Annotated in this window: 28 protein-coding genes and 2 tRNA genes; 13 read left to right on the top strand and 17 right to left on the bottom strand. The window is 65.4% G+C overall.

Features of this window, described 5'->3' with window-relative positions; translation table 11 throughout:
- The first annotated feature begins 111 nt into the window (after nt 1–111).
- Nucleotides 112–1,035: a LysR family transcriptional regulator gene (locus JQ603_RS18335; protein WP_212341445.1), complete on the top strand. Its 924-nt coding sequence runs from the start codon at nt 112–114 to the stop codon at nt 1,033–1,035.
- Nucleotides 1,036–1,171: 136 nt separating this feature from the next.
- The gene (locus tag JQ603_RS18330; RefSeq protein WP_212341444.1) at nt 1,172–2,203 is read left to right on the top strand and encodes an LLM class flavin-dependent oxidoreductase; all 1,032 of its coding nucleotides are present in this window, start codon (nt 1,172–1,174) and stop codon (nt 2,201–2,203) included.
- Nucleotides 2,204–2,216: 13 nt separating this feature from the next.
- On the opposite strand, the gene rlmB is transcribed toward JQ603_RS18330, so the two are convergent.
- Nucleotides 2,217–3,044 carry a 23S rRNA (guanosine(2251)-2'-O)-methyltransferase RlmB gene (rlmB, locus tag JQ603_RS18325; protein ID WP_212341442.1) on the bottom strand — a complete coding sequence of 276 codons (828 nt, stop codon included), beginning with the start codon at nt 3,042–3,044 and terminating at the stop codon, nt 2,217–2,219.
- 207 nt (nt 3,045–3,251) lie between these two features.
- Between rlmB and JQ603_RS18320 the strand changes: the two genes are divergently transcribed.
- Nucleotides 3,252–3,337, top strand: a tRNA-Tyr gene (locus JQ603_RS18320).
- 209 nt (nt 3,338–3,546) lie between these two features.
- On the opposite strand, the gene JQ603_RS18315 is transcribed toward JQ603_RS18320, so the two are convergent.
- Nucleotides 3,547–4,026 (bottom strand): hypothetical protein, encoded by a 480-nt coding sequence (locus tag JQ603_RS18315; protein ID WP_212341440.1) that lies wholly within the window; start codon nt 4,024–4,026, stop codon nt 3,547–3,549.
- A 56-nt stretch (nt 4,027–4,082) separates the two neighbouring features.
- Complete coding sequence (locus tag JQ603_RS18310) at nt 4,083–4,568, bottom strand: hypothetical protein (protein WP_212341438.1); 486 nt, start codon at nt 4,566–4,568, stop codon at nt 4,083–4,085.
- Nucleotides 4,569–4,874: 306 nt separating this feature from the next.
- On the opposite strand from JQ603_RS18310, the gene JQ603_RS18305 reads away from it, so the two are divergent.
- On the top strand, nt 4,875–5,327 hold the full coding sequence (locus tag JQ603_RS18305) for a hypothetical protein (protein WP_212341437.1): 453 nt from the start codon (nt 4,875–4,877) through the stop codon (nt 5,325–5,327).
- A 164-nt stretch (nt 5,328–5,491) separates the two neighbouring features.
- Nucleotides 5,492–5,566: transfer RNA gene (locus JQ603_RS18300), tRNA-Thr, on the top strand.
- 369 nt (nt 5,567–5,935) lie between these two features.
- Here JQ603_RS18300 and JQ603_RS18295 read toward each other — a convergent pair.
- From JQ603_RS18295 to JQ603_RS18275, 5 genes are all read right to left on the bottom strand, one after another.
- Nucleotides 5,936–6,355 (bottom strand): GFA family protein, encoded by a 420-nt coding sequence (locus tag JQ603_RS18295; protein WP_212341434.1) that lies wholly within the window; start codon nt 6,353–6,355, stop codon nt 5,936–5,938.
- Between the two features lie 121 nt (nt 6,356–6,476).
- Nucleotides 6,477–8,312: a PQQ-binding-like beta-propeller repeat protein gene (locus JQ603_RS18290; protein WP_212341432.1), complete on the bottom strand. Its 1,836-nt coding sequence runs from the start codon at nt 8,310–8,312 to the stop codon at nt 6,477–6,479.
- A 101-nt stretch (nt 8,313–8,413) separates the two neighbouring features.
- Entirely contained in the window at nt 8,414–9,127 is a 714-nt protein-coding gene (locus JQ603_RS18285; protein WP_212341430.1) for a class I SAM-dependent methyltransferase, read from the bottom strand.
- Between the two features lie 79 nt (nt 9,128–9,206).
- Nucleotides 9,207–9,926 (bottom strand): class I SAM-dependent methyltransferase, encoded by a 720-nt coding sequence (locus JQ603_RS18280; protein ID WP_212341428.1) that lies wholly within the window; start codon nt 9,924–9,926, stop codon nt 9,207–9,209.
- Between the two features lie 247 nt (nt 9,927–10,173).
- Nucleotides 10,174–11,871: a methyl-accepting chemotaxis protein gene (locus JQ603_RS18275; RefSeq protein ID WP_212341426.1), complete on the bottom strand. Its 1,698-nt coding sequence runs from the start codon at nt 11,869–11,871 to the stop codon at nt 10,174–10,176.
- A 143-nt stretch (nt 11,872–12,014) separates the two neighbouring features.
- Here JQ603_RS18275 and JQ603_RS18270 point away from each other — a divergent pair, with 143 nt between their 5' ends.
- Entirely contained in the window at nt 12,015–12,308 is a 294-nt protein-coding gene (locus JQ603_RS18270) for a hypothetical protein (RefSeq protein WP_333938922.1), read from the top strand.
- A 3-nt stretch (nt 12,309–12,311) separates the two neighbouring features.
- Here JQ603_RS18270 and JQ603_RS18265 read toward each other — a convergent pair whose 3' ends face one another.
- Nucleotides 12,312–12,479 carry a hypothetical protein gene (locus JQ603_RS18265; RefSeq protein WP_212341424.1) on the bottom strand — a complete coding sequence of 56 codons (168 nt, stop codon included), beginning with the start codon at nt 12,477–12,479 and terminating at the stop codon, nt 12,312–12,314.
- 103 nt (nt 12,480–12,582) lie between these two features.
- On the opposite strand from JQ603_RS18265, the gene JQ603_RS18260 reads away from it, so the two are divergent.
- Together JQ603_RS18260 and JQ603_RS18255 are read left to right on the top strand one after the other, a co-directional pair.
- Nucleotides 12,583–12,969, top strand: coding sequence for a hypothetical protein (locus JQ603_RS18260; protein ID WP_212341421.1), 387 nt, complete (start codon nt 12,583–12,585; stop codon nt 12,967–12,969).
- Nucleotides 12,970–13,273: 304 nt separating this feature from the next.
- A complete protein-coding gene (locus JQ603_RS18255; protein WP_212341419.1) occupies nt 13,274–13,528 on the top strand; it encodes a hypothetical protein in 255 nt (84 codons plus the stop codon).
- Between the two features lie 27 nt (nt 13,529–13,555).
- Here JQ603_RS18255 and JQ603_RS38440 read toward each other — a convergent pair whose 3' ends face one another.
- From JQ603_RS38440 to JQ603_RS18235, 4 genes are all read right to left on the bottom strand, one after another.
- Nucleotides 13,556–13,798 carry a DUF6719 family protein gene (locus JQ603_RS38440; RefSeq protein WP_212341417.1) on the bottom strand — a complete coding sequence of 81 codons (243 nt, stop codon included), beginning with the start codon at nt 13,796–13,798 and terminating at the stop codon, nt 13,556–13,558.
- A gap of 264 nt (nt 13,799–14,062) precedes the next feature.
- Nucleotides 14,063–14,770 carry an outer membrane protein gene (locus JQ603_RS18245; protein ID WP_212341415.1) on the bottom strand — a complete coding sequence of 236 codons (708 nt, stop codon included), beginning with the start codon at nt 14,768–14,770 and terminating at the stop codon, nt 14,063–14,065.
- A gap of 287 nt (nt 14,771–15,057) precedes the next feature.
- The gene (locus JQ603_RS18240; protein WP_212341413.1) at nt 15,058–15,492 is read right to left on the bottom strand and encodes a hypothetical protein; all 435 of its coding nucleotides are present in this window, start codon (nt 15,490–15,492) and stop codon (nt 15,058–15,060) included.
- Nucleotides 15,493–15,687: 195 nt separating this feature from the next.
- Nucleotides 15,688–16,128 (bottom strand): His-rich protein BRANT, encoded by a 441-nt coding sequence (locus JQ603_RS18235; protein ID WP_212341412.1) that lies wholly within the window; start codon nt 16,126–16,128, stop codon nt 15,688–15,690.
- Between the two features lie 250 nt (nt 16,129–16,378).
- Between JQ603_RS18235 and JQ603_RS18230 the strand changes: the two genes are divergently transcribed.
- Both JQ603_RS18230 and JQ603_RS18225 read left to right on the top strand, forming a co-directional pair.
- The gene (locus tag JQ603_RS18230) at nt 16,379–16,921 is read left to right on the top strand and encodes a tetratricopeptide repeat protein (protein WP_212341411.1); all 543 of its coding nucleotides are present in this window, start codon (nt 16,379–16,381) and stop codon (nt 16,919–16,921) included.
- A gap of 108 nt (nt 16,922–17,029) precedes the next feature.
- Nucleotides 17,030–18,412, top strand: a complete 1,383-nt coding sequence (locus tag JQ603_RS18225) for a serine hydrolase domain-containing protein (protein ID WP_212341410.1) — start codon at nt 17,030–17,032, stop codon at nt 18,410–18,412.
- Nucleotides 18,413–18,462: 50 nt separating this feature from the next.
- Here the strand turns inward: JQ603_RS18225 and JQ603_RS18220 are convergent, their stop codons facing one another.
- The gene (locus tag JQ603_RS18220) at nt 18,463–20,028 is read right to left on the bottom strand and encodes a S10 family peptidase (protein WP_212341409.1); all 1,566 of its coding nucleotides are present in this window, start codon (nt 20,026–20,028) and stop codon (nt 18,463–18,465) included.
- Between the two features lie 250 nt (nt 20,029–20,278).
- Here JQ603_RS18220 and JQ603_RS18215 point away from each other — a divergent pair, with 250 nt between their 5' ends.
- The 3 genes from JQ603_RS18215 to JQ603_RS18205 all read left to right on the top strand — a co-directional run bounded on the left by JQ603_RS18215 (nt 20,279) and on the right by JQ603_RS18205 (nt 22,288).
- Nucleotides 20,279–21,058 (top strand): NAD kinase, encoded by a 780-nt coding sequence (locus JQ603_RS18215; RefSeq protein ID WP_212341408.1) that lies wholly within the window; start codon nt 20,279–20,281, stop codon nt 21,056–21,058.
- Between the two features lie 77 nt (nt 21,059–21,135).
- Entirely contained in the window at nt 21,136–21,681 is a 546-nt protein-coding gene (locus JQ603_RS18210) for a response regulator (RefSeq protein ID WP_008549760.1), read from the top strand.
- Between the two features lie 28 nt (nt 21,682–21,709).
- On the top strand, nt 21,710–22,288 hold the full coding sequence (locus JQ603_RS18205; RefSeq protein ID WP_212341407.1) for an Hpt domain-containing protein: 579 nt from the start codon (nt 21,710–21,712) through the stop codon (nt 22,286–22,288).
- Between the two features lie 130 nt (nt 22,289–22,418).
- Here the strand turns inward: JQ603_RS18205 and JQ603_RS18200 are convergent, their stop codons facing one another.
- From JQ603_RS18200 to hisI, 3 genes are all read right to left on the bottom strand, one after another.
- A complete protein-coding gene (locus JQ603_RS18200) occupies nt 22,419–23,594 on the bottom strand; it encodes a DUF2336 domain-containing protein (protein ID WP_212341406.1) in 1,176 nt (391 codons plus the stop codon).
- A gap of 221 nt (nt 23,595–23,815) precedes the next feature.
- The gene (locus JQ603_RS18195; protein WP_212341558.1) at nt 23,816–24,877 is read right to left on the bottom strand and encodes a lytic transglycosylase domain-containing protein; all 1,062 of its coding nucleotides are present in this window, start codon (nt 24,875–24,877) and stop codon (nt 23,816–23,818) included.
- Between the two features lie 184 nt (nt 24,878–25,061).
- Nucleotides 25,062–25,484: a phosphoribosyl-AMP cyclohydrolase gene (gene hisI, locus JQ603_RS18190; RefSeq protein WP_212341404.1), complete on the bottom strand. Its 423-nt coding sequence runs from the start codon at nt 25,482–25,484 to the stop codon at nt 25,062–25,064.
- Nucleotides 25,485–25,503 lie beyond the last annotated feature (19 nt).

Below are 25,503 nucleotides of genomic sequence, written 5' to 3'. Positions count from 1 at the left end.
AAAGTCCCCCTCTGATGTCACGGGCCCGGCGCGCCGCTCGGGAGGGAACCATAGACAAAGTGACATTATCGTCATAATTTATAATCATGATCTGATATATCACTATGGTGAATGTTCGTGTCGTTCCGCGCGCTCGACCTCAATCTCCTGAAAGTCTTCGAGGCGCTGATGACCGAGGGCAGCGTCACGCGCGCCGCGAATGCGTTGCGGATGACCCAGCCCGCGGTCAGCAACGCGCTCGCGCGGCTGCGCGATGCGCTCGGCGATCCCCTGTTCGTGCGCGCCGGCACCGGCATCCGCCCGACCCAGCGCGCCGTGGTGCTGTGGGAGCCGATCGGCGAGGCGCTGGAAAGCGTCCGCGGCGCGCTCGACGAGCAGGTGTTCGATCCCTCACGTGCACAGACCGAATTCAGCCTGTCGATGTCTGATTACGTTTCCTCGCTGGTGATGCCGAACCTGCTCGACCATCTCGGCAGGGTTGCACCGAAGTCGCGCGTGCACACCGTGCCCAATACCGTCGTCGAGATCGCCGACCAGCTCGAGGACAACAGGGTGGACTGCGTGCTCAGCGTCTATGTCAACGAGGCGCAGCAGCCGGCCGCCATTCGCTCGCGCTCGCTGTGGACGGTCGACTATGCCTGCTTCATGCGGCGCGGCCATCCGCTCGCCGCCCAGAAACGGCTGAGCACGCGCACTTTCCTCAACGCGGGCCATGTCGACGTGAGCCTCGCGGGCAAGACCATGCCGTCCTACGACCTCTTCCTCGCCTCGCGCGGCCTGTCGCGCAATCTGGTCGCCACCGTCAATCATTACAGCGCGGCCTATGAGGTCGTACGCCAGTCCGACTTGATCGCCGTGCTGCCGAGCGACCTGCGCTCGCAATCGAGGCATGCGCCGTTCCTGCATGCGATGCCGCTTCCCCTCAAAGCGCCGCCGCGCATCGTCAGCCTGTTCTGGCACCAGCGCAACGACACCGTGCCGGCGCAGCGCTGGCTGCGCGAAACGCTGGTGGAGATGTTCGCCAGATCCGATTGAGCCCGCTGGTTCGATGTAAAATCGGAAACGATGCCTTTCCCGGATCAGCATTGTCGGAGCAGCCTCCCCGCCCTAGCTCCACGGCAACTATTTCCCTCCCGTGAGGGGCCTGTCGCGCCCCGCAGAGATCTCATCAATGACCGCACCGCTCGAATTCGGACTGGACACCTTTGGCGATGTCACCAGGGCCGCCTCCGGCACCATGCTTCCGCATGCGCAGGTGATCCGCAACGTCGTCGACGAAGCCATGCTGGCCGACGAGCTCGGGCTCGATTTCATCGGCCTCGGCGAGCATCACCGCGCCGACTTCGCGATCTCCTCGCCCGAGACCGTGCTCGCGGCGGTCGCGGCGCGCACCCGGCGCATCCATCTCGGCTCGGCCGTGACGGTGCTGAGCTCGGACGATCCGATCCGCGTGTTCCAGCGCTTTGCGACGCTCGATGCGCTTTCCAACGGACGCGCCGAGGTGATCCTCGGCCGCGGCTCCTTCACAGAGTCATTCCCTCTGTTCGGCTTCGACCTGCGCAAATACGAAGAGCTGTTCGAGGAGAAGCTCGACTTGTTCACAGCCCTGCTGTCGCAGCAGCCGGTGAGCTGGGAAGGCAAGCTGCGTCCGCCGCTGAGGGACCAGCTCGTCTATCCCCCGGTCGAGAACGGCCGGCTCAAGACCTGGATCGGCGTTGGCGGCAGCCCGCAATCGGTGGTGCGCGCGGCGCATTACGATTTGCCTTTGATGCTCGCGATTATCGGCGGCGATCCCGCGCGCTTTGCGCCCTACGTCGATCTCTATCACCGCGCCTCTAGGGAGTTCGGCCGCCCGACGCAGCCGATCGGCGTGCACTCGCCCGGCTACGTCGCCGAGAGCGATGCGCAGGCGCGCGAGGAGCTGTGGCCCGATTACAAGGCCATGCGCGACCGCATCGGCAAGGAGCGCGGCTGGCCGCCGATGGGCCGCGACGAGTTCGTGAGCGAGGCCGAGCACGGCTCGCTCTATGTCGGCTCGCCCGAAACTGTGGCGCGCAAGATCGCCAAAACCGCGAAGGCGCTCGGGATTTCGCGGTTCCAGTTGAAATATTCGGCGGGTCCCCTGCCGCACGAGAAGCTGATGAAGAGCATCGAGCTCTACGGACGGAAGGTGGTGCCGCTGGTGCGGGAGATGATGGGGTAGCAGCTCGGCAGCGCTACTTCATCAGTCCAAGCCGGCTTGCGCCGACATAGAGCGAGAGTACGGCGGCGTTGGAGACGTTGAGGCTCTTGATCTCGCCGGGCATGTCGAGCCGCGCCACCACGCTGCAGGTCTCGCGGGTCAATTGCCTGAGGCCCTTGCCCTCGGCGCCGAGAACCAACGCAAGCGGCTCGCGCAACGCGACGTCCGAAAGGTTCTCGGTGCCCTCGCTGTCGAGGCCGACGGTCTGGAACCCGCGCTCGTTGAGCGCGGTCAGCGCGCGGGCGAGGTTCTGCACGGTAACCATTGGCACAAGTTCGAGCGCGCCGGAGGCGGCTTTTGCGAGCACGCCGGTGGCTTCCGGACTGTGGCGTGCGGTGGTGACGATCGCCTTCACCGCAAAGGCCGCGGCCGAGCGCAGGATGGCGCCCACATTGTGCGGATCGGTGATCTGGTCGAGCACCAGCACCATGCCTTCCTGCTTCAGGGTCTCGATGTCAGGCGAAGGCAGGGGATCGGCTTCGGCGAGCAGGCCCTGATGCACGGCGTCGGGCGATAGCAGGCGGTCGATCTCCTGGGGCCGCACGATCTCGGGCGCGACGCGGGTCTCGATGTTTTCCTCTGCGAGCCGCCTTGCGGCGTTCTCGGTCAGCGTCAGCTTGCGGATCCGGCGCTTTGGATTGGCGAGCGCCATGGTGACGGTGTGCCAGCCATAGAGGATGACGGGCCCGTCGGCATGCGAATCGCGGTCGCGCCAGGCCGGGCGGCCGGCCGATTTTCCGGGCCTGTTGAAGGGCTTAGCCCCGCCGCGGGAGCCCCTCGGGGCGAATTTTTTGTCCTTCATGGGCTCGCTTGTGTCACGGGTGCCGGAATATGGCAATTTCGGTGCCTTCAGGGGCGATTTTAGCTGTTCGCCTCGGTTGACTTTGCCCCACCGCTTCGCCCATAAACGCGCCCGGTCGCGCCCCCATCCGGGCTGTCGCGGCCTTCACGTTCCATGGCCGTCTTCGGTCCGCCGGCAAGGTCCGGCCCGATTGTGCTGCCGTCGAGCGGGGGAGTGTCCCGAGTGGCAAAGGGAGCTGACTGTAAATCAGCCGCCTCATGGCTTCGCAGGTTCGAGTCCTGCCTCCCCCACCAGCCTTCGCTCGCTTCGCGAGCTACGGCTAGGCAAGCCAGTTCAGAACATCATTAAGCGAAGCGAGCGAAGGCTGCCACGCGGTAGCCGGTAGGCGTAGGCGGGCTGACGGCCAAAACCGATTCCGATCGCGACCACGCGCACATCAGAAAAGCAAAACGCCCGTCCGCATCACGCGATCGGGCGCTTCGTTGATTCAACCGATCAGGGATCAGTAGTAGCGGCGCAGCACGCGGTGACCGCCGTAGTACGGCGCGTGACGGTGGGCGTAGCCATAGCGCGGGCCGTAGCCATAGTGCACGCGCGGCAGATAGCCGTAGCGCGGACCGTAGCCGTAGCGATACGGACGGTAGTACGGGCGGTGATAGGGAGCGGCGCGATAGCCATAGCCGTAGCCGTAATTGGCGGGAGCGACGACCGCGTCCTCACGATAGGTCGGATACGGCGCGAAGGCACCCGGGCCGGTGTAGGTCGGGCCCTGGTTGACGTAATAATACTGCGTGGTCGGCTCAGCGAGACGCTCATAGGCGCCATAGCCGTATCCATAACCATAGCCGCCGCAGCCGGTGTTGCAGCCGGTATAGACCGGCGCAACGGGTGCGCACGTGGTGAAGCCGCAGGCCGCGGCAGGCGCAGCCCCGACAAACATCACGGCAGCCGCCGCGACCAGTCCCGAAATCATTTGACGCATTACTCTCTCCTGTTGATTTTCGTTTGTTGGAATTTGTCTTGGATTCTTGACGCTTCTTAACCCGGCGGCTTGCCGGGGATTTCGACATGCGGCCGTGGCCGGGGGCGCCGCGGACGTTCGTTGATCTCCGGCGCGTAGATCACCGGCGGAGGGTCGACGGGCACGTCCATCTGCGCCGGCAGCGGCGCCGACGACGCGCCCCAGCTCTGGTGATAGCCCTCGGCGGGCTTGGGCAATTTGCGGTTCGCGGGCGGCTCGACCTCGAGCCGGCCGTAGCCCGGCCGCAAGCCGAGCGTCGGATAATAATGACCGACGTCGGAGGGCTGCCGCTCGGCGACATAGCGCCCGCCATAGATCGTCGGCTGCACCTGGACGTTCTTGCCCAGGCCCCAGACACCTTCGACGACGCTATAGGACGCATCGATGTTGTTGATGATGATCGGCACGCCGGGACGGCCGGGCACGACGATGTCGAAGCCGCCGCCGGCCAACGCCGTCGCGGGCAGTCCGATCAGAAAGGCAGCGAGCGCCACAGCGCGCATGAGAAGGCCCCGGTTATCCGGAACACAACCTATCCGATCGCAACATGGAGAGGGTTAAGGCCTGCTCACCAAATTCCGGTAAGCCTAACGCGTAAGGATCGCGAGCCGCTCAAATGCCGAAAGGCGCGCTAGCAAAGCGTTAACGCGGCGCGAACTCACGGCAGGTGCCGGAGCGAGCAAGGTTGCGTGGCACAAATTTCACATCCTGGACGGGCTCACGTCGATGTGACCCCGCAGGCGAGAATCCGCGGAACGACTGCCGGAGGTGGCATTTAGCACAGGTCTCAACAACATGGAGAAAATGCCATGACGAGCCTGAAGCTTCTTGGCTTGGCCGCGATCGTCGCGTCCACGCTGGCAACACCGGCCTTCGCACAAGCCACGGTCGACAATTCGGGCCGCTGCACGGGGCTCTTCCAGGATCCCAATTGCCAGAATCTCGGTCCCGCCAATTCCACCACCGACCGCGCCTATCGCCGCCGCCACATGGCCCGCAACCAGGTGAATCCGAATGATGGACGGCAATCGGGCTTCTGGCCGCTCGATACGGCGGGCGCAGTGGCTGGCGCGGCCGTCGGAACCGCAGCAGCGGTCGCCGCTGCGCCGTTCCAGGGCTGGGGCAATGCCTACGCGAGCTACGACCGCGGCGGCCCGGGCTGGTACGGCAACTGGGACGCCTATGCGACCCGCAACGGCATCGTCTGTAGGCCCGGCACCTGGACCAAGGGCGAAGACGGCCGGCGGCACCTCTGCCAGTAAGCTTCCATCGGGTTGAACGGTTTCAGGCGGCCCAGCGGGCCGCCTGTTTCATGCCGGCGAGACGCCACCTTCGGGTTCTGGCACTTTCCAATCAAGTCTGGTATTGCGGCGCGCACAGGCGGACAGCCCCGGCGCATGCCGACCCGGCCCCGCTTCCCAGCGTCGCCGGCTTAGCTCAGCGGTAGAGCAGCGGTTTTGTAAACCGAAGGTCGGGGGTTCAATCCCCTCAGCCGGCACCATTGGTTTAGCCGACACCGCGTCGTGGCCTGACGCAAGAACCAAATCATCAGTTCGGCGTTATCCTCGCACCATAGAGCCGTCTCGTGGAGGTCTAGCGATGGACCCGAATGATCGAGCAGCCTTAGCCCTATCCGCTGTCGCCTTGGCCATCGCCATTGTGGTTGCATCGACAGTCACGTTAGAGCGCGTCAATACCCGCACGGCCAGCAACGACGCACCTCCCGGAACGGTCGGACTCGCCAGGCCTCACCCGCCGCTGGACCGTGCTCCCGGTGAGCCGATACAGACGACAGGAGCGCCGTCTAACGCACGGCAGCATCCCTGACCGAATACCGGCCGCGCCGGCACCAGCGCTCGATGCCTGTGCCTCAGCCTGAACTCTTCCGCGCGCTGCTCCCTTCGAAGTGCGCGACACCCGAGCCGCCGATCTCGACCCACGCATGTTTCGATTGCTCGAACACCGATCTGGCGGGCGCCGGGAAATCCGGGTCCGCGATGGCGCCGACGGCAACGCCGATCATGTCAGGCAGATTGTCGGCCTTCCAACAGACCGTCGAGCCGCAGTCGGAGCAAAAATAGAAGCGGACCTCGCCCCCGCTTGCGGCGGCGCGAACGTACTCCTTCGGCGCGCCGAAGATCGTTACGGCTTCGACCGGGTAAAACGCACCGACACCGAACGGTGCCCCGGTTCGCCGCTGGCAGTCGATGCAATGACAGGCCGCGACCAGCCTGGTTGGTCCCGGAAGCGAAAGTGAAACAGCGCCGCAACTGCATCTGGCATCGATCATCGAATTTGCCTCCCATTGCCGCATGCAAATTGAAAGAGCAGCGCCACTCACCCTCCGTCGTCGATGAGGCAACCTCAAGCCGGGTCCCGGACGCAGTGCAGGGAAAGACTCCGTGACGCCCTCACTCCGTCCCCACCTCGAACGCCAGCAGCACGTTGCCGGCGACGCCGCTCCACTGGCCGTAGCCGGCATTGGTGTAGAGCATGCCGCCGGCGATGACCGGCCCGGGACCGTCGATCGCGCCACCGTGGGCGGGGACGCCGTTCACGGCCTTGAAATCCTGCGCGGTGTCGAACTCCCAAAGCAGCTTGCCGTCGGTGGCGTAGGCCCGCAGGAAGCCGCTGACGCTACCGGAGAACACCACGCCCGGGATCAGGCTCACCGCCGCCGAGAGCGCGGGACTGCATTGACGACGGTCGCCGCAGGGGACCGGGGGCACTTCCATTGCGATCTTCCCACTAGCGAGGTCGAGGCCGAACAAGCCTCCTCCTTGCGTGGAATCGAGTTGCCGCGTTCCGTCACGGGTAAAGCGTACGTCGGAGTTGGCGACATAGATGCGCTCACCATCCGCGGCCGAGCCCCACTCGCTGCCACCGAGCGCTCCGCCCTTCCCGATCCGCGTCTGCCACAGGATCTTGCCACCGTCATCGGGATCGAGCGCGTGCACGACCCCGGATTTCTGCGCGATGGCGAGCACGCGGCTGCCGTCGCCTAAGGTCGCCAGGATCGGCGACTGGCCGAAATCGTGATCGGGTCCGTGATCGTCGGGACAATTGGTCTTGTCCGCGCCGTAGCATGCCACGACATAGGCGTCCTTGGGCGTCGCCTGCTGCTTCCAGAGCAGTTTCCCGGTCCCGAGCTCGAAAGCCAGGATCGCATCTGCGGTTGCGGCCGGCGGGTTCGAATAGGAATTGCTGGTAGCGACATAGACGGCGTTGCGCTTCGGATCGATCGTCGGCGCCGACCAGATGGCGGCGCCGGACGGACCGAACAGCTGCGTGCCCCTCGCATTCTTGCTCGTCGGATGCGGCACCTCGGGAATCGTATAGGCCTGCCACACCAGCTTGCCGGTCGCGGCCTGCAGCGCCACCACACTGCCGCGGAAGGTGCAGCATTCGTAACTGGGTTGCGAGCCGGCGGCTTCCTCGAGCGAGGACACCGGGACGTAGAGCACGCCGGAATGCAACGTCGGCGCGCCGGTGATGCGCGCGGCGGCATGCTCCTCGACCTTCGTCTTCCAGATCAGCGCGCCGGTCAGCGCGTTCACGGCATAGGCGTTGGCGCGCAAATCGCCGAAGAAGACCGCGAACTGATCGGAGCCTGGAAGCTGTCCAAAGCTGATCGCAGCGCGCACGGCCCCGTCTGTCGCGAACGTCCACAACGTGCAGCCGCTTCGCGCGTCGAGCGCATGCACCTTGCGATCGGTGCCGCCGATGAACAGCACTCCGCCCATGATGGTCGGCGGCGCAAAGGACACCGAGGCGCCGGGAAACGCATAAGCCCATTTCAGCCGCAGATGCGGCACCTGCTCCGCCGTCAGCCCCGCCATGTCGGCGGGCTGGAAGCGGCTGTTGTTGAGGTCCACGCCCCACCCGTTCCAGCGCGGACCATCGAGGGGCTGCGGAAAGCCGCTGAGCTGCTGCGTGCAGCGGCCCTCCGCGTCGGCTGCAACGCCGCTACCTGCGGTCTTGCCGGTGACGAAGGCGGCAATCGCGCGGCGTTCCGCGTCGCTGCGATCCTTGGCCATCGCCGCCATGCTGCCGGAGGTCAAAGCCCCCAGCACATGATCGAACGACATCGCCTGCATGGCGGTACGGCCCGGCACACGGCTCTGCGCATCGCCATCGTGGCACTGCGCGCAATGCGTGGCATAGAGCGCGCCGCCGTCCTGCTGCTGCGCCAGGGCCGGAGCGCAGCACCAGGTCAACAACGCGGCGAGGACGGCGCTTGCTCTCATGGGTGAGCTCCGGCAGGGTCATCGCGATACGAGATCGCTGCACAACCGAAAGTCTATCGCCGGGATGATCACCGGCGCAATGGACGATCGACCCGCGCCTGTCACACATCCGTGGCAATGCGGACACGATCAGGCAGTCGGTCGAGCTGCCAGAGGCCGAGGCTCTTGTCGCGCCAGCCGCCGCCTCCCTCCTCGCAGCGCTCGTTGATCAGCTCGCGCGGCGACGGCCAGTTGAACGGCGCCCTCATCATGTTCAGCGCGCGCCAGTCGCCGTCCTCGCAATCGCGATTGTCGTCCCATTCGGGAAACGTCGTGACCAGCAGGAAGCGCGCGCCGCTCGCACGAAAATTCCGTAATGCCCGCGAGATGTTGTCGAAACTCAAATGCACCAGGCAGTCGCGGCACAGGATCAGGTCGGCCGGCGGCAGCACATCGCGCGTGATATCCCGAACGCAGAAGCGACCGGAAAGCTCGCCGCGCGCGGCGCGCTCGTTGTTGGCCGCGATCAGCGACGGCACGATATCGATGCCGGTGTAGTCGAGACCGAGCTTCATGCGGCCGATCCAGCCCGCATCGCCGCACGGCGCATCCAGCAGCGAGCGCACGCCGAGCCGTTGCAGCAGTGGAGGAAGCGCCTCCCGGATTGCAGCAGTCGCTGGGTCCTCCGAGCCGAGGCCCGAGACCGAGGTGGCTGCGCCCCACAGGTTCGTCCGCTCGATCCGCTCGAAGCGCGCGGCGAGATCAAGGCCGACAAAATTGTCGCGATCGGCGACGAAGCGTTCGTGAGCCAGCACGGGAGGACGATCGGGGATCATGGGAGGATTCCAAATCCAGATTCCATCGCGAGCGCAGTCTACACATGAAAGTCGCGTCAGAACTCACCGGCCTCGCCACTCAAGCCGGCTTCAGCCACTCCATGATGTGGAAGTAAGGCACGCGGCGATGAATGGCGTTTCTGCCGGGGTCGCCGCCCTCGGGCTCCGGCTCGATGAACAGGCGCAGCTGAAGCCCGTGGTCGAGCAGCAGCGTCATGTAAGTGCTGAGCGGACGATGCCAGTTCTGGATCCGGATGCCGTGCCAGCTCACCCAGATCGGGCGCTCGTCCATGTAATGATCGATCGCGAAGCGCATCTCGCCCTCGCGATCGCGGGTCCAGCCGTCGGGCTGACCCGCAGTGTTGAAGCTGGTCAGATTGGCGATGAGCAACGTGCCGCCAGGCCGCAGCGCCCCCACCATCTTCGCGATCGCCGCGCCGAGATCGGGCATGTCGATCAGGCTGAGATAGCTGACGACCAGATCGAAGGAGGCATCGAAATCCATCGTCTCGGCGCGGCCGAGCCGATAATCCCCGCCAGGGTCGAGTTCCCTGGCGCGCGCGAGCAGCGCCTCGGTCGGATCAATGCCGGTGGTGCGGATGCCGGCGCGCTGCATGATGCGGCAGAAGCGTCCCTCCCCGCAGCCGACGTCGAGCGCATTGCGGAAACCGCGGCCCTCGATCCGCGCGCGCATCGGCGCATCCAGCACGAAGCGGCGACCGTAGTCGCCGTCTTCACCTTGCTCGATGATCCAGGCGGCCGCAGACGCGGCCCAGCCGTCGCCGACATCTTCGGTCATGGACTGCCTTCGAAGGAGCGCGGACGCGGAACGCCGCGGGGACGGCTACTGATCACAGATTGGATCAGAATTCAACATCAGGTAGCATGCAGGCCGCATGCGTCCCACCACCCGAGAAAATGCCAGGATCATCGCCGGCGCCGTGACGGCCGTCATCATGACGGCCGTCCTGTTGGTTATTGCGCTCGCATTTCTGCTGGCGCGATAGAGTGGTCGGCGCGGCGGGACGGACGCCGCCGCACTGCCCTCACGCCGCGCGCACAGTGCGCAGGAATTTTCCGACTTCGTCCTTCAGCCGGGTGCTGTCGCTCGCCAGCATCTTCGCGGTCGAGAGCACCTGCGAGGAGGCCGAGCCGGTCTCGGCGGCTCCGCGCTGCACGTCGGTGATGTTCGAGGAGACCTGCTGGGTGCCGTGGGCGGCCTGCTGCACGTTGCGCGAGATCTCCTGGGTCGCCGCGCCCTGCTCCTCGACGGCCGCAGCGATGGTCGAGGACACTTCCGAGAGCCGCTCGATCGTCGCGGAAATGTCGCGGATGGCGTTCACCGATTCCTGGGTCGCGGTCTGGATGCTGGAAATCTGCTGGCTGATCTCGCCGGTGGCCTTCGCGGTCTGCTCGGCGAGCGTCTTCACTTCGGAGGCAACGACCGCGAAGCCGCGGCCGGCCTCGCCGGCGCGCGCCGCCTCGATCGTGGCGTTCAGCGCCAGAAGATTGGTCTGGCCGGCAATGGTGTTGATCAGCTCGACGACGTCGCCGATGCGGGTGGCGGCGACCGAGAGCTCGCTGACGCGCTCGGTCGTGGTGCGCGCCTGGGTGACGGCTTCGCCCGCCATCCGCGCCGATTCCTGCACCTGGCGGCTGATCTCGTTCACCGAGGACGACAGCTCTTCCGTCGCGGTCGCAACCGACTGCACGTTGCCGGTGGCTTCGCCCGAAGCGGCGACGACGACCGAGGTCAGCTCCTGCGCGCGATGCGCGGTGGTGGCCAGCGTCGAGGACGATGCCTCGAGCTCGGTGGACGCCGATCCAACCGTCTCGATGATCTCGCCGACCGCCCGCTCGAAGCCATCGGCAAGGTTGATCATGTCGCGGCGACGCTGCTCGGCCGCCTGCTCCTCGGCTTCGGCCTGCGCCGCCTTGAGCCGCTCGACCTCGAGCCCGTTGGTCTTGAAGATTTCGACGGTCTTGGCCATGTCGCCGATCTCGTCGCGGCGCTCCTTCTCGGGCACCTCGATCTTGAGATCGTTGCGGGCAAGCCCCTCCATGGCGAGCTTGAGCCGGGCGATCGGCCGGGACATCGCATTGAGGCCGATGAACAGCGCGATTGCAATTCCGAGGATCAGGCCACCGCCGCTGACGCCCATCACGGTCCAGGTCGCGGACCTGGCATCACGCTCGATGGTTTCCTTGCGCTTGCGCGTCGCCTGCGAAGTATCGGTCACGAACTGGACGATGCGTGCGAGGGCTGCGTCCAGCACCGGATCGCACTCCTTGTGCGCACGTTCGGCAGCCTTGGCGTTCTCCTCCATGCTGCTCGCCTGCGCGCCGGCCTGGAGCACCGGATCGCAGCTGGTGAACGCGGCCTTGAGCTGATCCGCGATGCTCTTGATCTGGCTCGCGCGGGACGGATCGTCCTTCTCCGCCGCGTCGAGATATTGGCCGATCTCGTTGCGGTTCTGGTTCGCGGTCTTCAGGCGGGCGCCGTTGCCCGCCTCCGTCGCCTCGGTAAAGACCGCATAGAGCGCCGCGTGATAGGTCTCGGCGCGGCGCTGGGCGCGCGTCAGGTTGAGGGCGGAGGATTGCGCGGCAGCGAGCTCGCTGAATCCGTCGACAGTCGCGGAGAGTTCGCGCGTGCCGAAGCCCGCGACAGCGATCATCGCGCAGCCCATCACGGCCACGATCAGCGCAACCTTCCACACGATCTTCAGATTGTTCAAAAAGCTCATCTCAGCCGTTCCAATGATTTCAGGGCGTAATCCCAGCAACATGCATTGGAACCCGGCGGACGTTAAGATTTGATGCCAAATAGCCCGGGTAGTCTTACGGAAAAATAACCTTCTGCCGCGCACCCGTAAGCTTCGCGTAAGCTTTGGCGCGTTTCGACGGTATCTGGTGGCGCCCGGCCGTCCGGAACCAATCGCCCGCGTCGATCGTTTTCGCCCCGATGCGAATCCGGGAAGAAAATCGAAACATGTTTCTTTTGGGAGCGGTGACGCTTTGCTGCGCCATCGTGGCCGGCACGCTTACGCTGCTCGAGCCTGTCTTTGGGCAGGCGCCGGAGAGGCAGGTCGCCGAGAGCAAACCTGTCAATGTCGCTGCGCCTGCGGCGGTCCGGGTGGTCGGCGCACCCTTCGTGCCGAACGTCAAACCGCGCGAGCGATAGCGCTCACCGTGCCGGCGTGCCTTCGGCCTCTCCGGCCTGGGCATGAGCACGGGCCAGCTCTTCGACGAACGCGATCACCTCCGCCCGCTTCTCGGGCGGCAGCGAGAGGAAAGCGCGCACAAGTCTCAAGCCCTCCACTTCGACCGACTGTTCTTCTTTCCCGGCATTCATCCGCTTACTGTCAGGCGACCGGGAAAAATATGCAATCCCTTGCAGGATACCTCCTTGATTCGCCCCTCCACCTTTGGTGGAATGGCCCCAACGGGGGTGGCCCATGAAGTGGATCAGCGAGCGCGACGCACTGATCGCGCAGACACTGGCCTTCGTCCAATCCGTAACCGGCAAGAAGGATGAGCTCCATCCGCCGGAGCGTCCGCCTGTTGCGTTCGCGGTCACCGCGGAGGTCGTGACCGTGCAGGCTGTTGCGATCGAAACCGACCCGCCGCCGGCCGTATCTCCGTCCGTGCCCCAACCTCAGCCCGTCCAGATCCCGCCGTCTCGCCCCGGTGATTTCCGTACCGAGATGCAGGCCAGGATCGCGAATTTCCGCAAGCACCAGGAGCGGTTCGAGCGCGAACGCGAGGAATATTGCGCGGCGACCCTGACCAAGCTCCGCGCCGCCCTCCGCGACGTCGGCCCCCCTCCGCCGGCCAAAAAGTAGGCCAACGCCCGTCCGTCACGGACTTACAGCCAGGACCACACCAGCCAGAGATTGGCTGCGCAGGCGCCGAACAACGCCAGCGTCAGCGGCAGGAGCATGTGCCCGCAGGAGGTTTTCAGGTCGCTCGTCATGCCCGAAACATCCGCTGATTCCGGCCGGAGAGTCCCAGGGATTCTTTTTTTGAGGATTCAGGACTCGTTTACGACTCAAGGCCCCGGGGCCCTGATCACGGCGCCGTGATCGTCTTGCCGGCCGGAACCCCTCGCCGGACAATTCGTTAATGCGCTTTCCCGGAGCGGAAAGAATGCCGTACGCCCTGTTCTGCAACGATGCCCAAATCAGCAAGGCCTATCCCGATGAGTCCGACGTCTGGAAATTGGCGCTGCGGAGCGGCCTGGTCGTGGATGTCGGCGCAGATGAAGAGCGTGCCGGTCCGCGCCGGGTGCTCGACAACGACTACGAGATCAAGCCTTGCCGGGCAGCCCAAGGAGAGGATCCTGCCAGGAACAAGGCCGAGGCCGAGCGTCAGTCCAGGATGGAGCTTGAGCTGAATTCCTGAGATCCGGTCCGGAAGTCGGCGGATAGCTCAGGGCGTCGCGGTCGCGAGGGAGGCCTGTTCACCAGCCAGGACCACGCAGGCCTTGCGGCGGTGCAGCCCGCGGATCGCGCCGGTGACCTTCAGCACCTTGCCGGACGGACAGGAGGCGTCCTTGACGAAGGCCACCTCATAGGGTGCCAGCATCAGAGGCTCGGATTTGAGGATTGTTTGGGCAGAGCACGGCAGAGCGAGGAAGCACGAGAGCACTATTGCCGACACCAAGATACGCATGACCGTCGTCCCACCAGCCCGGGAAGTCCCATAATAACGCGTTCCGGAGCGCGAGTTCCGTAAGCGGCAAAAATTATTTTTGCTTTACGCCAGCCCCATGACACGCATGAGAAAGCGCGTGCCGGAATGTTTGCTTGCAAATGACGCGCCAGATGGTTCACGCAAGGCAAACAGCGGACCGGCACGCAGGAGCCGGCAAACGAAAGGCCGGCGGGAAGCCGGCCTTTGTCAGATCTTTGATCCCTTGGGATCGCCTCTGGCGGGTCAGTAGCGCGAGGCTGCCGGACCGCCCCAGCCGAAGCGGTAGTTCACGCCGACCTTGACCGTATGCTCGTCTTCCCGGCCGCGGACGCCGACGATGTCGGCCGGCCCGGAGGTGAAGGTCGTACTGCCAAAGTTGTAGTACTGGTACTCGGCCTTGGCCGACCAGTTCGGCGCGAACATGTATTCGAGGCCGGCGCCGACGGTATAGCCGTCCTTGCTGTTGCCGGTCGCGGTGAAGGTCTGCGGCACGCCGGCGACGTTGACGCCAAGGCCGCCATTGCGCCAAGCGTAACCGCCCTTGGCGTAGAGCAGCGTCGGGCCCCAGGTGTAGCCGATCCGGCCGGTCACCGACCCGAGCTGGTCGGTGTTGGAGGTCACCTGCGTGCCCGCCGGGAACGTGACACCGTTGTTGTTGGTCGGCAGCCAGGAGTACTGGGCCTCGATACCCACGACCCAGTTGGGCGCGAACTGGTAATCGAAGCCGCCCTGCACGCCGCCCAGGAAGCGGGCGTCGCTCGACTGGAAGCTGCTGTCGCCGGCAAACGCGCCGCCGACATGGCCGCCGATGTAGAAACCGGTCCAGTTGTAGATCACCTGCGGCGGCGTGGGGGCCGGCGCCTTGGTGTAGGGGCGCGGCTGGATGTCGGCTGCTGCGGCCGGCGCGGCCAGCGCAAGCAAGGCGACTGCTCCCAGCAAAATCGTTTTCATATCCATCCCCGTTCTTTCAAAATCGACCCTCAGGAAACAACGTGGCGTGAATTTGGTTGCTTCGCGGCGATGCCGGAACGTTGATCGTTCGCAACTGTGACGGGGTGGCAACATCGCGATTTTGTTCCGTCACGCCGCCTTGCACCGACCGATTTTGTCGTTTGCGCAAGGCCTGCCGTAACGATTAGTCGCATGGCAAATCCGCCCCGTTCAAAGCTCGCCGAAATGTGATCCAGCGGCTCCGGCCGCCCTCGTTGTAGCACCAGGCGATGAAGGCGGGCTTTGCGCTACCGCGTCATCTTTTCCAGTTCCGGAAAGGGTGCGTAAACCGATCCGGCGCAGAGCTCGCTGGCTTTGTCGACGACGCGATCGGCCCGTCCGTTGACGAAAATCACGGCGCGCTCGCGGGCGCCCTTGTAGCTGCCGTCAGTCTCGCGCGGGTTGAAGCGCAGGCAGCTGACATAGAACTGCCGGCCACCGACCGGCCGTTGCACCGGATCGGCCATGCTGGCTTCACGCACGCCGACCGGATTGTTGAGATAGGTGCGCATCAAGGCCAGCGTGTCGCTGCGGAAATTGTCGGGAAAGGGCTGCGGTCCTCCGGCCTGGGTCCCGTCCATCAAGGATGGACGGTCGCCGTCGCTGCCGAAACACGCCGCAAGCACCAGCGGCAATGCCAGGACCAATGCCGCGCGCACCGCACGTTTCGCCAATCGCCCCACAGGTCACGCTCTCCGCTCACCCAGACTCGGAAAGACGTTCTAGCCCCAAGGCCGCGCGAAGGGAATTCGCTTGCAAAGCGCACCGGCCCGCCGCCGGTACCTCGCGCTTTCGCGCAAGGCGCCGGACGGCAGGACGGGCCTGAAGTCCGCGCGGCAGCGGGGCAATGCCAGGGATGCCGCCGCGCAGGGTCAGACTTAGCTGCGCTTCTCGGTCGTCACCGGCTTGGTGACGTCCGGCTGCGTCTTCAGCGACTTCTTCGCCGACAGATGCTTGTGGTGATGGCGATGCTTCCGCACCGTCTTGTGCTCGTCGGGCGTGACCGCGGCGTTCGCATTCATCGCCTTCGACTTGCTGTCGACCTTGGCGTCCGCCTTGACGTCGGCCTTCGCATCGGGAGCCTTGGCATCGAGAGCCTTCGCGTCGGAAGCCTTGGTACCCGAAGGCTTGACGTCCGACGTCTTGGCATCGGCCTTGATGCCGGCGTCCGGTTTCACGGCGGTGGTCGACGCCTTGGTCTGGCTCTGGTCCGCCTTGATCACCGGCGCGGTCGTGGAGGTCTTGGCGGGCTCAGTGGCAAAGGCCGGAGCTGCGATCACGGAGGCTGCAAGCAAGGCTGCGGAAATGGTCTTCAACATGGTGGTCTCCTCTTGGAAGGATCTTGAGGCGGCGCCCTCTCGCCGACCCTTCGATCGTAGGTGGGAGCCTAGGCACCGTGCGCTGAACCCATTCTGAAGCCGATCGCAGGCTTCCGTTCATCTGGATGACAAGTTTGTCATCTGCGCCGGGGCGAATAGATCGTGCGAAGCGGGAATGTTTTCCCCTCCCGGGTGTTCCGGTCTTCGGGCAATCGTGTAGGATCGCCACGTTCCATACGGGAGAACTTAGATGCGCAAACTCTCAATGCTTGTTTTGCCGGGCCTCGTCGCCATGACGCTGGCGGCCGCGCCGGTGCTGTCCAGCGCCTACGCCGCTGGCAGCGACGAGCCGTCCTCGCCGCCGAAATCGGACTCCTCGTCCAAGAAGGGCAAGAAGAAGAGCTCCTCCGTCAGCGATCCGAAATTCCTTGCGGCCTATCGCACCGCCTATACCGCGATCTACGACAATCGTGACTACACCAGCGCGATCGGCCAGCTGAAGTCGCTCAAGCGCGACGACGTCGCCGACGTCGCCAACCTGATCGGCTACTCCTATCGCAAGCTCGGCGACTACCAGTCGTCGAAGGTCTATTACGAGCTGGCGCTGAAGGACGATCCGAACCACGTCCGCACCTGGCAGTATTACGGCCTCTGGCAGCTCGAGCAGGGCAACCGCGAGCAGGCGCAGTATCACCTCAACAAGATCGCATCGCTCGCCGGCACCGAGAGCTCCGAATATCGCTCGCTTGCCGCAGCGCTCGACAAGCCGACCGGCGCGACGCTCGTCTACTGAAGATACCGCATCTTCGAACGAAGCGAACGGGCACAACCTTCCGGTTGTGCCCGTTCCGCTTTCTCGGCTAGCCTTCGCGCACGAATCCTCCCTTACGATTGGTGCGCAATGGATACGTGGCTGCGATCCGCGATCGACTACATCGGCTCCTGGATTGAATTCCAGCAGACGACAATCCAGCAGCCCGGCGTCATCGTCGCCTTCGCCCATCGCGGGGAGATCGTCGCCGAGCATGCATTCGGCCTCGCCAATCTCGACACCGGCGAGAAGCTCACCCCGCGTCACCGCTTCCGCATCGCCTCGCACTCCAAGAGCTTCACCTCCGCCGGCATCATGAAGCTGCGCGAGCAGCGCAAGCTCCGGCTCGATGACACGGTCGGCCAGTATGTCGGCGGCCTGCACCAGCGCGTCGCCGAAACGACGATTGCGCAGGTGCTCTCGCACAGTGCCGGGCTGACGCGCGACGGCGCCGATTCCGGCCAGTTCATCGACAGCCGCTCCTATCTCGACGCCAAAGAGCTGCTCGCGGAGCTGAAGCTGCCGACGGCGATCGAGCCCGGCACGCGCTTCAAATATTCCAATCACGGTTTTGCCCTGATCGGTCTCGTCATCGAAGCGGTGACGAAGGAGCCCTACTCCGTCTGGATCAAGCGCGAGATCATCGAGCCCGCGGGGCTGCGCGAGACCGAGCCGAATGCGCCGCTGCCCCGGGGCGCGCTGTTCGCACGCGGCCATACGCGCAAACTGCCGTTCGGCGAGCGCTGCGTGATCCCCGGCGACAATCCCGCATATGCGATGGCCTCGGCCGCCGGCTTCGTCGCCACCGCCGCCGACACCGCCCGCTTCTTCGCGCAGCTTGCACCCAACACGAAAAGGAGCGTGCTCTCGGTCGCGAGCCGCCGTGAAATGACGCGGCATCATTGGCGCATCCCGCAGAGCTTCGAGGCCTATTACGGTCTCGGCGTCAACGCCGGCAAGACCGACGGCTGGGACTGGTTCGGCCATAGCGGCGGTTTTCAGGGCTACATCTCGCGCACCTGTTCGATTCCCGCCTGCGAGCTCGCGATCAGCATCCTCAGCAACTCCCTCGACGGCGCGGCGCCGTTCTGGATGGACGGCGCGATGCAGATCCTGCGCGCCTTCAAGACCCGCGGCGCCCCCGACCGCCGCGTACGTGACTGGACCGGCCGCTGGTGGACGATCTGGGGCGCGACAGACTTTGTCCCGATGGGCAACCGCGTGCTGCTCGCCAACCCACAGTTCAACAATCCGTTCATGGACGCCGGCGAGATCGAGGTGACCGGCCGCGACAGCGGCAAGCTCGCCTGGGCCGCCGGCTATTCAAGTCACGGCGAGCCGGTGCGCCGCGTCCGCGACAAGCGCGGGAGGATCAGCGACATCTGGATTGCGGGCGCCAATGTGAAGCCGGAAAAAGTCGTGGCACGCGAGATCGCGCGCCGTTATCCGCCGCGCAAGCGGCGGCCCGTCTAGTTAAGCATGATCTCGTCGGAAAACCGCTGCGCACTTTTCCGGATCATGCTCTATTCCCGAATGAGCGCCTCGACCTCGCCGCGAAGCGCCTGCCGCGAGCCGTCGCGCGAATAGAACATGTGACCGCCGGGATAGACGGCGAATTTCATGCGCCGGGTCGCGAAGGCCGGCAATTGGTCGAGCACCCGCTTCGTCCCGAAATAGGGTGTGGCGAGATCGAACAGTCCGTGCGCGACCAGCACATTCAGCTTCGCGTCGGTTGCGAGGATCTGACGCAGGTCCGACACCGATTGCGGCGGATTGATGCCGCGGCCGAAATCCCAGTTGCCCTCGACGCTGCCGTTCAGGACCTCGTAGGAGCCGTCGGGCCGCCAGTTGAGCTTGCGCGTGAGGACATCGACCGCCGCGCTCGTCAGCGGCGCCTGGAGCGCATCGCCGGAAGGGTCGCCGAAACGGGAGCTGCCCGAATCCGGATAGGGATCGTAGCCGCGCACCGAGCCGTCGTAACGTCCCGTCACCCTGCCGTTCTTGCGGTCGAACTCGCGGCGGAATTCGCCGACGTCGAAGCGGCCGGCAAGCCTGCGGCTCACCGCCTGGTCGATGCCGGTGAGCTCGGCGACCTTGTCGGCCAGGCGGGTGGTTGCCTCCCTGTCGGCCTCGCCCTTGACGAGGTCAGCCAGGAATTCGCCGCGCGCGTAAGCCTCGACGTCGGCGAGATCGGCGCGCTTGACGGGACCTTTGGCTTCGCGCGCCACCGCCACATAGCTCGGCAGCGTCGCGACATATTGCAGAAGGCTCGTGCCTGTGAACTCGCGGAAGTCGAGCAGCGGCGACACCAGGATCAATCCCCTGACGCCGACGCCGTGCTGGATCTGCAACTGGCGCACCACCTTCGGCCCGCGAATGCCGCCATAGCTTTCACCCCCGACGTATTTCGGCGAGATCAGCCGGTCGTGTTTCTCGAGCCAGCGGCGGATCACGAGCGCGATCGAATTGACGTCGCCGTCAACCGAGTAGAACGACTTGCGAGCGTCCTCGCCGCTCGCAACGAGGCGGCTGTAACCGGTGCTGACGGGGTCGATGAAGACGAGATCGGTGAAGTCGAGCCAGGTCTCCGCATTCGGCTTCACCTCGGGCGAGGCCGACGGCGACAGCGCTTCGCCGTCGAGCGGCAGCCGCCACGGACCCGCAGCGCCGAACTGGAGCCAGGCCGAGGACGCGCCGGGTCCGCCGTTGAACAGGAAGGTCACCGGGCGCGTCGCGCGGTCGGCACCGTCGAGCTCGTAGGATGTATAGGCGATGTCGGCCAACGGCTCGCCCTTGCCGTCGAACACGCGGATCGAGCCCGCCGTCGCGGCGAAGTTGAGGGTACGGCCGGGCAGATCGAGCGTTTGCTTCGTGGTCGAGTCCGGCGGGAGACGGTGCGGCTCGGCGGACGGTGAATTCTGCGACGCGCTTTGCGCGCCACCACCGCGCCCGCCCTTCTGTCCGGCTGGCGCCGCCGTCTCCGAGCGCGGCTGCGGCGGATCATCAGCGCGCGCAAATCCTGCGAGTGCGAAAGCCGACACCGCCAGCACCAAGGCCGTGCAACGCAGCGCCCGCAAGCCCGTGACCATGGTCGTTCTCCCTGACCGGCTGTGACAGCCGGTGAGGCTCCAAGGCTAGCGCGAAATTGCGACGGTTTGGGGAATCATTGACGCTGCGCCCCCTTTGAGAGGCCGATCGGGCTCGAAACGACCCGGTTTGCCCCGGATCCGGCAGTCGGCCGTTTGCCTTGAAGGGTGGTCATCCTCGACAATGGAGCCCCACCTCGTATAGACGAGCCCGGCGGAACTTTCTCGAGCCAGCGAGCCTGCCCGAAAAGCCATGACCAAGCCCTCGCGATACGAACGGATCGCCTTCGTCGCCAGCCCGAGCAGCGAGGCCCAGGTCGCCTTCGGCCAGCTCGCCGCGCAATATGGCAATTGCGACCCAAAGGACGCCGATGTGGTGGTCGCGCTCGGCGGCGACGGGTTGATGCTCCAGACGCTGCATCACCACATGCGCACGGGAAAGCCGATCTACGGCATGCACCGGGGCACGGTCGGCTTCCTGATGAACGAGTACTCGACACACGATCTCCGCGCACGGCTCGAGACGGCGCAGGAATCCGAGATCAATCCCCTCTTGATGCGCGCGACCGACGTCAACGAGCGCGTCCACCTGCACCATGCCATCAACGAGGTCTACCTGTTCCGCCAGACCTCGCAGGCGGCGCGCTTGCGGATCCTGATCGACGAGCGCGAGCGTATGCCCGAGCTGATCGCCGACGGCATCATCGTGGCGACGCCGGCTGGCTCGACAGCCTACAACCTCTCCGCCCAAGGCCCGATCCTGCCGATCAACGCCGCCTTGCTGGCCCTGACACCGATCAGCGCCTTCCGGCCGCGGCGTTGGCGCGGCGCCCTGCTGCCCAACACCGCCTATGTCGTGATCGAGGTGCTGGAAGACGACAAGCGCCCCGTCGCCGCGGTCGCAGACCACGAGGAGGTGCGCAGGGTCCGGCGCGTCGAGGTGCTCTCGGACAAGAGCATCTCGATGCGGATGCTGTTCGACCCCGGCCACAGCCTGGAAGAGCGCATTTTGCGCGAGCAGTTCGGCTACTGACCCCCGCCTGCGGCAACCCTTCGTTAACCCCCGCCACGATATGGTTAACGAAGGTTGACCGCTTTGGCCCGGGCGTCATGTTCCGCATCGATTTCAACAAGCTGCGCTTCCTCGTCTGCGACGACAATCCGCATATGCGCCGCATCCTGCGGACGCTGCTGCATTCGTTCGGCGCACGTGAAGTCTATGAAGCCGAAGACGGCGCCACCGCGCTGGAAATGTACAGCCATTACGTCCCCGACATCGTCATCACCGACTGGGCGATGCCGATCTTCGACGGGCTCGAGCTCGCGCAGATGATCCGGCAGCCGGAATCCAAGGGCAATCCTTACGCACCGATCATCATGCTGACCGGCCATTCCGAGAAGCGCCGCGTCACGGTGGCGCGCGATGCCGGCGTCACCGAATTTCTGGCCAAGCCGATCTCGGCCAAGGGGCTGTACCAGCGCATCCTCAACGTCGTCGCCAATCCCCGGCCCTTCATCAAGACCAAGACCTATTTCGGCCCGGACCGGCGCCGCAACACCAACTCCGCCTATATGGGCCCCGAGCGCCGCGTCGGCGAAAAGCACGAGGTGCTGCAGCAGCCCTCGCTGCTCGACAAGGCCCGCTCTTCCATCTAGCGCAACGTCTTCAGACGAGGCAGGCATCATGGCGAAGAACAGCGCAAAGGACATCGAGGTCAAAGCCTTCGCCACGCATCAGGTCATCACGCAGCCCAATCCGCTGCGCAAGGTTCTGCGCCGCGTCGAAGAGAAGGACCTGGACGATCCGGTCAGCCGTGCCGAGCAGGCGCTCGCGGGTCTCTCCGGCGAGTTCAAGGACTGGATGGCAACCGAGGTCAACCGCCTGTCGGCCGCCTACGTCGCCATCCGCAACGACGGCTTCACCAAGGAGCGGCGCGACGAGCTGTTCCGCGCCGCGCACGACATCAAGGGCGATGCCGCGACATTCGGCTTCCCGGCGGCGGCGGGGGTAGCCGAGAGCCTGTGCCGCGTCATCGAGCACGCCCCTGATCTGGAAAAGGTGCCGGCCGAGCTGTTCACGCACCACATCAATGCCATTCTGGCCATCGTGCATGAGAACACGAGGCTCGACCGCATCAGCGTCTCCGCCGAGCTCAGCCGCCGCCTGCGCAAGGTCGCCGACGACTATCTCACCCAGGTCAACCGCGACCGCCCCGAGCATCTCGAGGCAATCCTCGCGCCGAGCATTGTGCCGGCGGAGTGAGGGGTCTTCTCTCTATCATCACGATCAGTATCGTAGGGTGGGCAAGCGGAGCGTGCCCACCATCTGTCGCTATCGTTGATGGATGGTGGGCACGGCGCAAGAGCGCCTTTGCCCACCCTACGGCATCTCGCTAGGCAGCGATCAGATCATCGTAGACGGGATCGACCACATCATCCGCGACCAGCTCGTCGCAGAACAGCCGCGCCTCTTCGCGCGCGGACTCGGTGGCGAAGCGGCGGAGCAGGACCATCAGCGGCTCGGTGGCGCCACGGTCGGTCTCGCAATGGGTCAGCACCCGCTCGACCATGCGCCGGCGCAGTCGCGCCGCACCGTCGTCGCTATCGACGAAGCCCTGCTCGTGACAGGCATCGAGCGCCACCTGGAACGCCGCAAATGTCGCCTCGGGAAGGCCGGCGCGGCGCAGCAGCGCGTGCAGGCCGTTGCCGCCGCGGTCGTGCAGCAGCGCGGTGACGCGCGCCAGCGGCACATCGGCGAGCTCGGCCAAGGCCGCGTCGAACAGGTCGAGATTGCTCGATAGCAGCGCGCGCAGAATGAGGCCGGCGGTCAGCTGGCCGGTGACACGGAGGTGATGCACCAGGCCCTGCATGTCCTCGCCGCGCGAGCGCGCCGCGATGTTGATGGTGGAGCGGTCGCGCGCCTCGATCGTCACGCGCTCGGCGCGGTCGGCGCTCAGCCAGTTCCGCGCCACGACGAATTGCGCCAGGGTCTCGGAAAGCTTTGCCACCAGCGCGGCACGCGTTGCGGCAGGCAGATCGTCCAGCACCAGCATCGCCTCGCGTATCGCGGCGAGATGGCCGTGGCGCTCGACGATTCGATTCCAGGAGAACGGCGCGAGCTCGGCATGGGGATTTTCGATCAGCTCGAGCGCCGACGCCGCGCAGCCGACCTCGGCGATGGCGGCGCAGACCGACACCGGCAGCGCGATGCGGCGGGCGACCGCGCACTGCACCTCGTCATTGCCGGTGGCGACGATGTCGACGAGATCGGCGTCGATCAGCAGCGGAGAATGTTCGAGCACGGGCAGCGCGACGGTCGGCTGGTCCGCCGACAGCGCCCGCACGATGGACGGCGGCGCATCAGGGCTGCGCGCAAACGCCTCGGCCATCGCCTGCCGCACCAATGGCGAGGGATCGTCGAGCAGCATCAGAAGCGCGCCTTCGGCGGCGACGCGGTCGTCATGGGAGAGGTCTGAGATCAGCCAGGCCCGGGCCAACGCCCGCGTTGCCTCGGCCCGCTCGCCGGCGGGCGCCGTCCTGATCCAATTGATAAACTGCCGAACAATCATGCTGCTTCCGGCTTACACAACAAACGAAAATGGCGACGGCTCGTCACCTGCAACACAAAATAAACCACGACGCTTAACAAAGCGTTCACCATAACTGACTGGTTTTATTGACGTTTTGTTAAGGGAACAAAACCGCTTTGCTCTCGCGCCCCCGGCCCTGCGCAGCAGCGTTGCACGCTGCTGCGCGCGCCGGGACAGGAGCGAGAATGTCAGGCCGAGTATCAGCTGCTGAACGTGCCGCTGCGATCGCTGAAGAGATCGAGCGGCTGTGGCGGCCGCACGTCCGGCGTCGCCGAGGCGACTGACGTGAGCGAGGCGTTGTTGCCCCACAATTTCTGCACCGTCGCCGAGACCGGCTGCGTGGTGTCGCCGGGCTGATAGATCGAGCGGAATGCGGGCGTGATCGGCGCGTTATCCGCGACCGTCGTTGACGAGGTCGCGCCGACCGGCGTCACCGCGCGTGAATTCGGGAAGGTCTGGAGATAGGCGGCGTTGTCGACCACAGGGACTGCGGGCTGCACGCCGTTGGCGCTGGCGACCTCAGTGGTCGAGGGCGCGCCCGCATACATCGCCATCGCACTGCGCGTGAGTTTCGAATTGGCCGCACTGGCATAGCGGGCATCCAGCACCGAATAGACCTCGGAGACGCTGCGGGCGCGGCCGTCCCTGGCGTAGAAGATCGAGCGGTTGGCGGCGGCCGCGTTGGGAAACAACCGCGCGCCGACGGCCTGCGGATTGTCCTCGGCATTGGCGATCAGTTTTGCGGCCCCGCCGATGCCCATGAAATGCGCCATATAGAGCTCGCTGTCGGACGGCCTGCGGCCGAGCAGACCGGTGAGCTTGAAGCTGTTCGACTGCGTCAGCGCCGCCGCCATGGCGGATGCGGCCTCGGGATCGTCGCGCAGCTTCATGATCGACCGCTTCATGAACGGGTCGTCGACGGTGTAGGTGCCCGACGACGTCCTGGTGATGGCGTCGGCGTAGTTGCCATAGCCGAGCTGGCTCCCCGCCTCTTTCACGGTGCCGAGCCAGGTCTGATCGATGAACTGGTAGAGGCCGTGCGCGGACGATGTGGTGGCACCCGCGGTCGGATCGAAATCCGATTCCATCTTGGCGGTGGTCAGCATGTACTGGAAGCTGACGCCCGAGATGTTGGAAGCCTGCTTGATCGCGCCGGCGACGCGCGCCCGCGACGGATCGAGAACCGCCGTCTGTGAGGCACTGGAATTGTCGACCGACATGATGAAGTGCCCGCCCCGCGCGGCGTTGAGCGACACCGGCAATTCGGCGCCCTGTCGTCTCACCGTGGGACAGGTATGGTTAATGCGGGGTTAATTTGGCTCTACCCGCCGCCCCGCGTCATTCCGGGGCGCACCGAAGGTGCGAGCCCGGAATCCATTGGGCCGCGTGTGATGCCTTGCGATGGATTCCGGGCTCGCGCTGCGCGCGCCCCGGAATGACAGCAGGTTACTTCTTATAGACCTTGTCCGGATCGAACAGGCGCTCGGCCTCGGTGAAGACCAGCTTGGCTCCCCCGCCCTCGGCCTCGACCTTGCGGTAGAAGCACGACCGCCGCCCGGTGTGGCAGGCCGCGCCGATCTGCTCGACGCGGATCCAGACCGCGTCCTGATCGCAATCTGTGCGCATCTCGACCACGCGCTGGGTCTGACCTGAGGTCTCACCTTTTCGCCACAAGGCATTGCGCGAGCGGCTGAAGTACCAGGCTTCGCCGGTCGCGATGGTCTTGCGCAGCGCCTCGTCGTTCATGTGCGCGACCATCAGCACATCGCCGGTGGCGACGTCGGTCGCGACGCAGGTCACGAGGCCGCTGGCGTCGAACCGCGGCTGGAAAGAAAGCCCTTCCTCGATCTCATGGGAGTGAGCGGACACGACGACCTCGCCGATCTAT

It is taken from the genome of Bradyrhizobium liaoningense, assembly GCF_018130825.1.
Taxonomy (GTDB): domain Bacteria; phylum Pseudomonadota; class Alphaproteobacteria; order Rhizobiales; family Xanthobacteraceae; genus Bradyrhizobium; species Bradyrhizobium liaoningense_B.
Note: the sequence above shows the minus strand (reverse complement) of the source record. Positions and strands in the feature narration are given on the sequence as shown.

Bases quoted from the DNA above. Each gene is read 5' to 3' on its own strand.
- JQ603_RS18310 (WP_212341438.1), bottom strand. From the start codon at position 4,568: ATGCGCGCTGTGGCGCTCGCTGCCTTTCTGATCGGACTGCCCGCGACG.
- JQ603_RS18290 (WP_212341432.1), bottom strand. From the start codon at position 8,312: ATGAGAGCAAGCGCCGTCCTCGCCGCGTTGTTGACCTGGTGCTGCGCT.
- JQ603_RS18330 (WP_212341444.1), top strand. From the start codon at position 1,172: ATGACCGCACCGCTCGAATTCGGACTGGACACCTTTGGCGATGTCACC.
- JQ603_RS18245 (WP_212341415.1), bottom strand. From the start codon at position 14,770: ATGAAAACGATTTTGCTGGGAGCAGTCGCCTTGCTTGCGCTGGCCGCG.
- JQ603_RS18305 (WP_212341437.1), top strand. From the start codon at position 4,875: ATGACGAGCCTGAAGCTTCTTGGCTTGGCCGCGATCGTCGCGTCCACG.
- JQ603_RS18230 (WP_212341411.1), top strand. From the start codon at position 16,379: ATGCGCAAACTCTCAATGCTTGTTTTGCCGGGCCTCGTCGCCATGACG.
- JQ603_RS18275 (WP_212341426.1), bottom strand. From the start codon at position 11,871: ATGAGCTTTTTGAACAATCTGAAGATCGTGTGGAAGGTTGCGCTGATC.
- JQ603_RS18315 (WP_212341440.1), bottom strand. From the start codon at position 4,026: ATGCGTCAAATGATTTCGGGACTGGTCGCGGCGGCTGCCGTGATGTTT.
- JQ603_RS18205 (WP_212341407.1), top strand. From the start codon at position 21,710: ATGGCGAAGAACAGCGCAAAGGACATCGAGGTCAAAGCCTTCGCCACG.
- JQ603_RS18265 (WP_212341424.1), bottom strand. From the start codon at position 12,479: ATGAATGCCGGGAAAGAAGAACAGTCGGTCGAAGTGGAGGGCTTGAGA.
- JQ603_RS18295 (WP_212341434.1), bottom strand. From the start codon at position 6,355: ATGATCGATGCCAGATGCAGTTGCGGCGCTGTTTCACTTTCGCTTCCG.
- JQ603_RS18280 (WP_212341428.1), bottom strand. From the start codon at position 9,926: ATGACCGAAGATGTCGGCGACGGCTGGGCCGCGTCTGCGGCCGCCTGG.
- JQ603_RS18260 (WP_212341421.1), top strand. From the start codon at position 12,583: ATGAAGTGGATCAGCGAGCGCGACGCACTGATCGCGCAGACACTGGCC.
- JQ603_RS18220 (WP_212341409.1), bottom strand. From the start codon at position 20,028: ATGGTCACGGGCTTGCGGGCGCTGCGTTGCACGGCCTTGGTGCTGGCG.
- JQ603_RS18225 (WP_212341410.1), top strand. From the start codon at position 17,030: ATGGATACGTGGCTGCGATCCGCGATCGACTACATCGGCTCCTGGATT.
- JQ603_RS18200 (WP_212341406.1), bottom strand. From the start codon at position 23,594: ATGATTGTTCGGCAGTTTATCAATTGGATCAGGACGGCGCCCGCCGGC.
- JQ603_RS18335 (WP_212341445.1), top strand. From the start codon at position 112: ATGTTCGTGTCGTTCCGCGCGCTCGACCTCAATCTCCTGAAAGTCTTC.
- JQ603_RS18285 (WP_212341430.1), bottom strand. From the start codon at position 9,127: ATGATCCCCGATCGTCCTCCCGTGCTGGCTCACGAACGCTTCGTCGCC.
- JQ603_RS38440 (WP_212341417.1), bottom strand. From the start codon at position 13,798: ATGCGTATCTTGGTGTCGGCAATAGTGCTCTCGTGCTTCCTCGCTCTG.
- JQ603_RS18210 (WP_008549760.1), top strand. From the start codon at position 21,136: ATGTTCCGCATCGATTTCAACAAGCTGCGCTTCCTCGTCTGCGACGAC.
- JQ603_RS18235 (WP_212341412.1), bottom strand. From the start codon at position 16,128: ATGTTGAAGACCATTTCCGCAGCCTTGCTTGCAGCCTCCGTGATCGCA.
- rlmB (WP_212341442.1), bottom strand. From the start codon at position 3,044: ATGAAGGACAAAAAATTCGCCCCGAGGGGCTCCCGCGGCGGGGCTAAG.
- JQ603_RS18255 (WP_212341419.1), top strand. From the start codon at position 13,274: ATGCCGTACGCCCTGTTCTGCAACGATGCCCAAATCAGCAAGGCCTAT.
- JQ603_RS18215 (WP_212341408.1), top strand. From the start codon at position 20,279: ATGACCAAGCCCTCGCGATACGAACGGATCGCCTTCGTCGCCAGCCCG.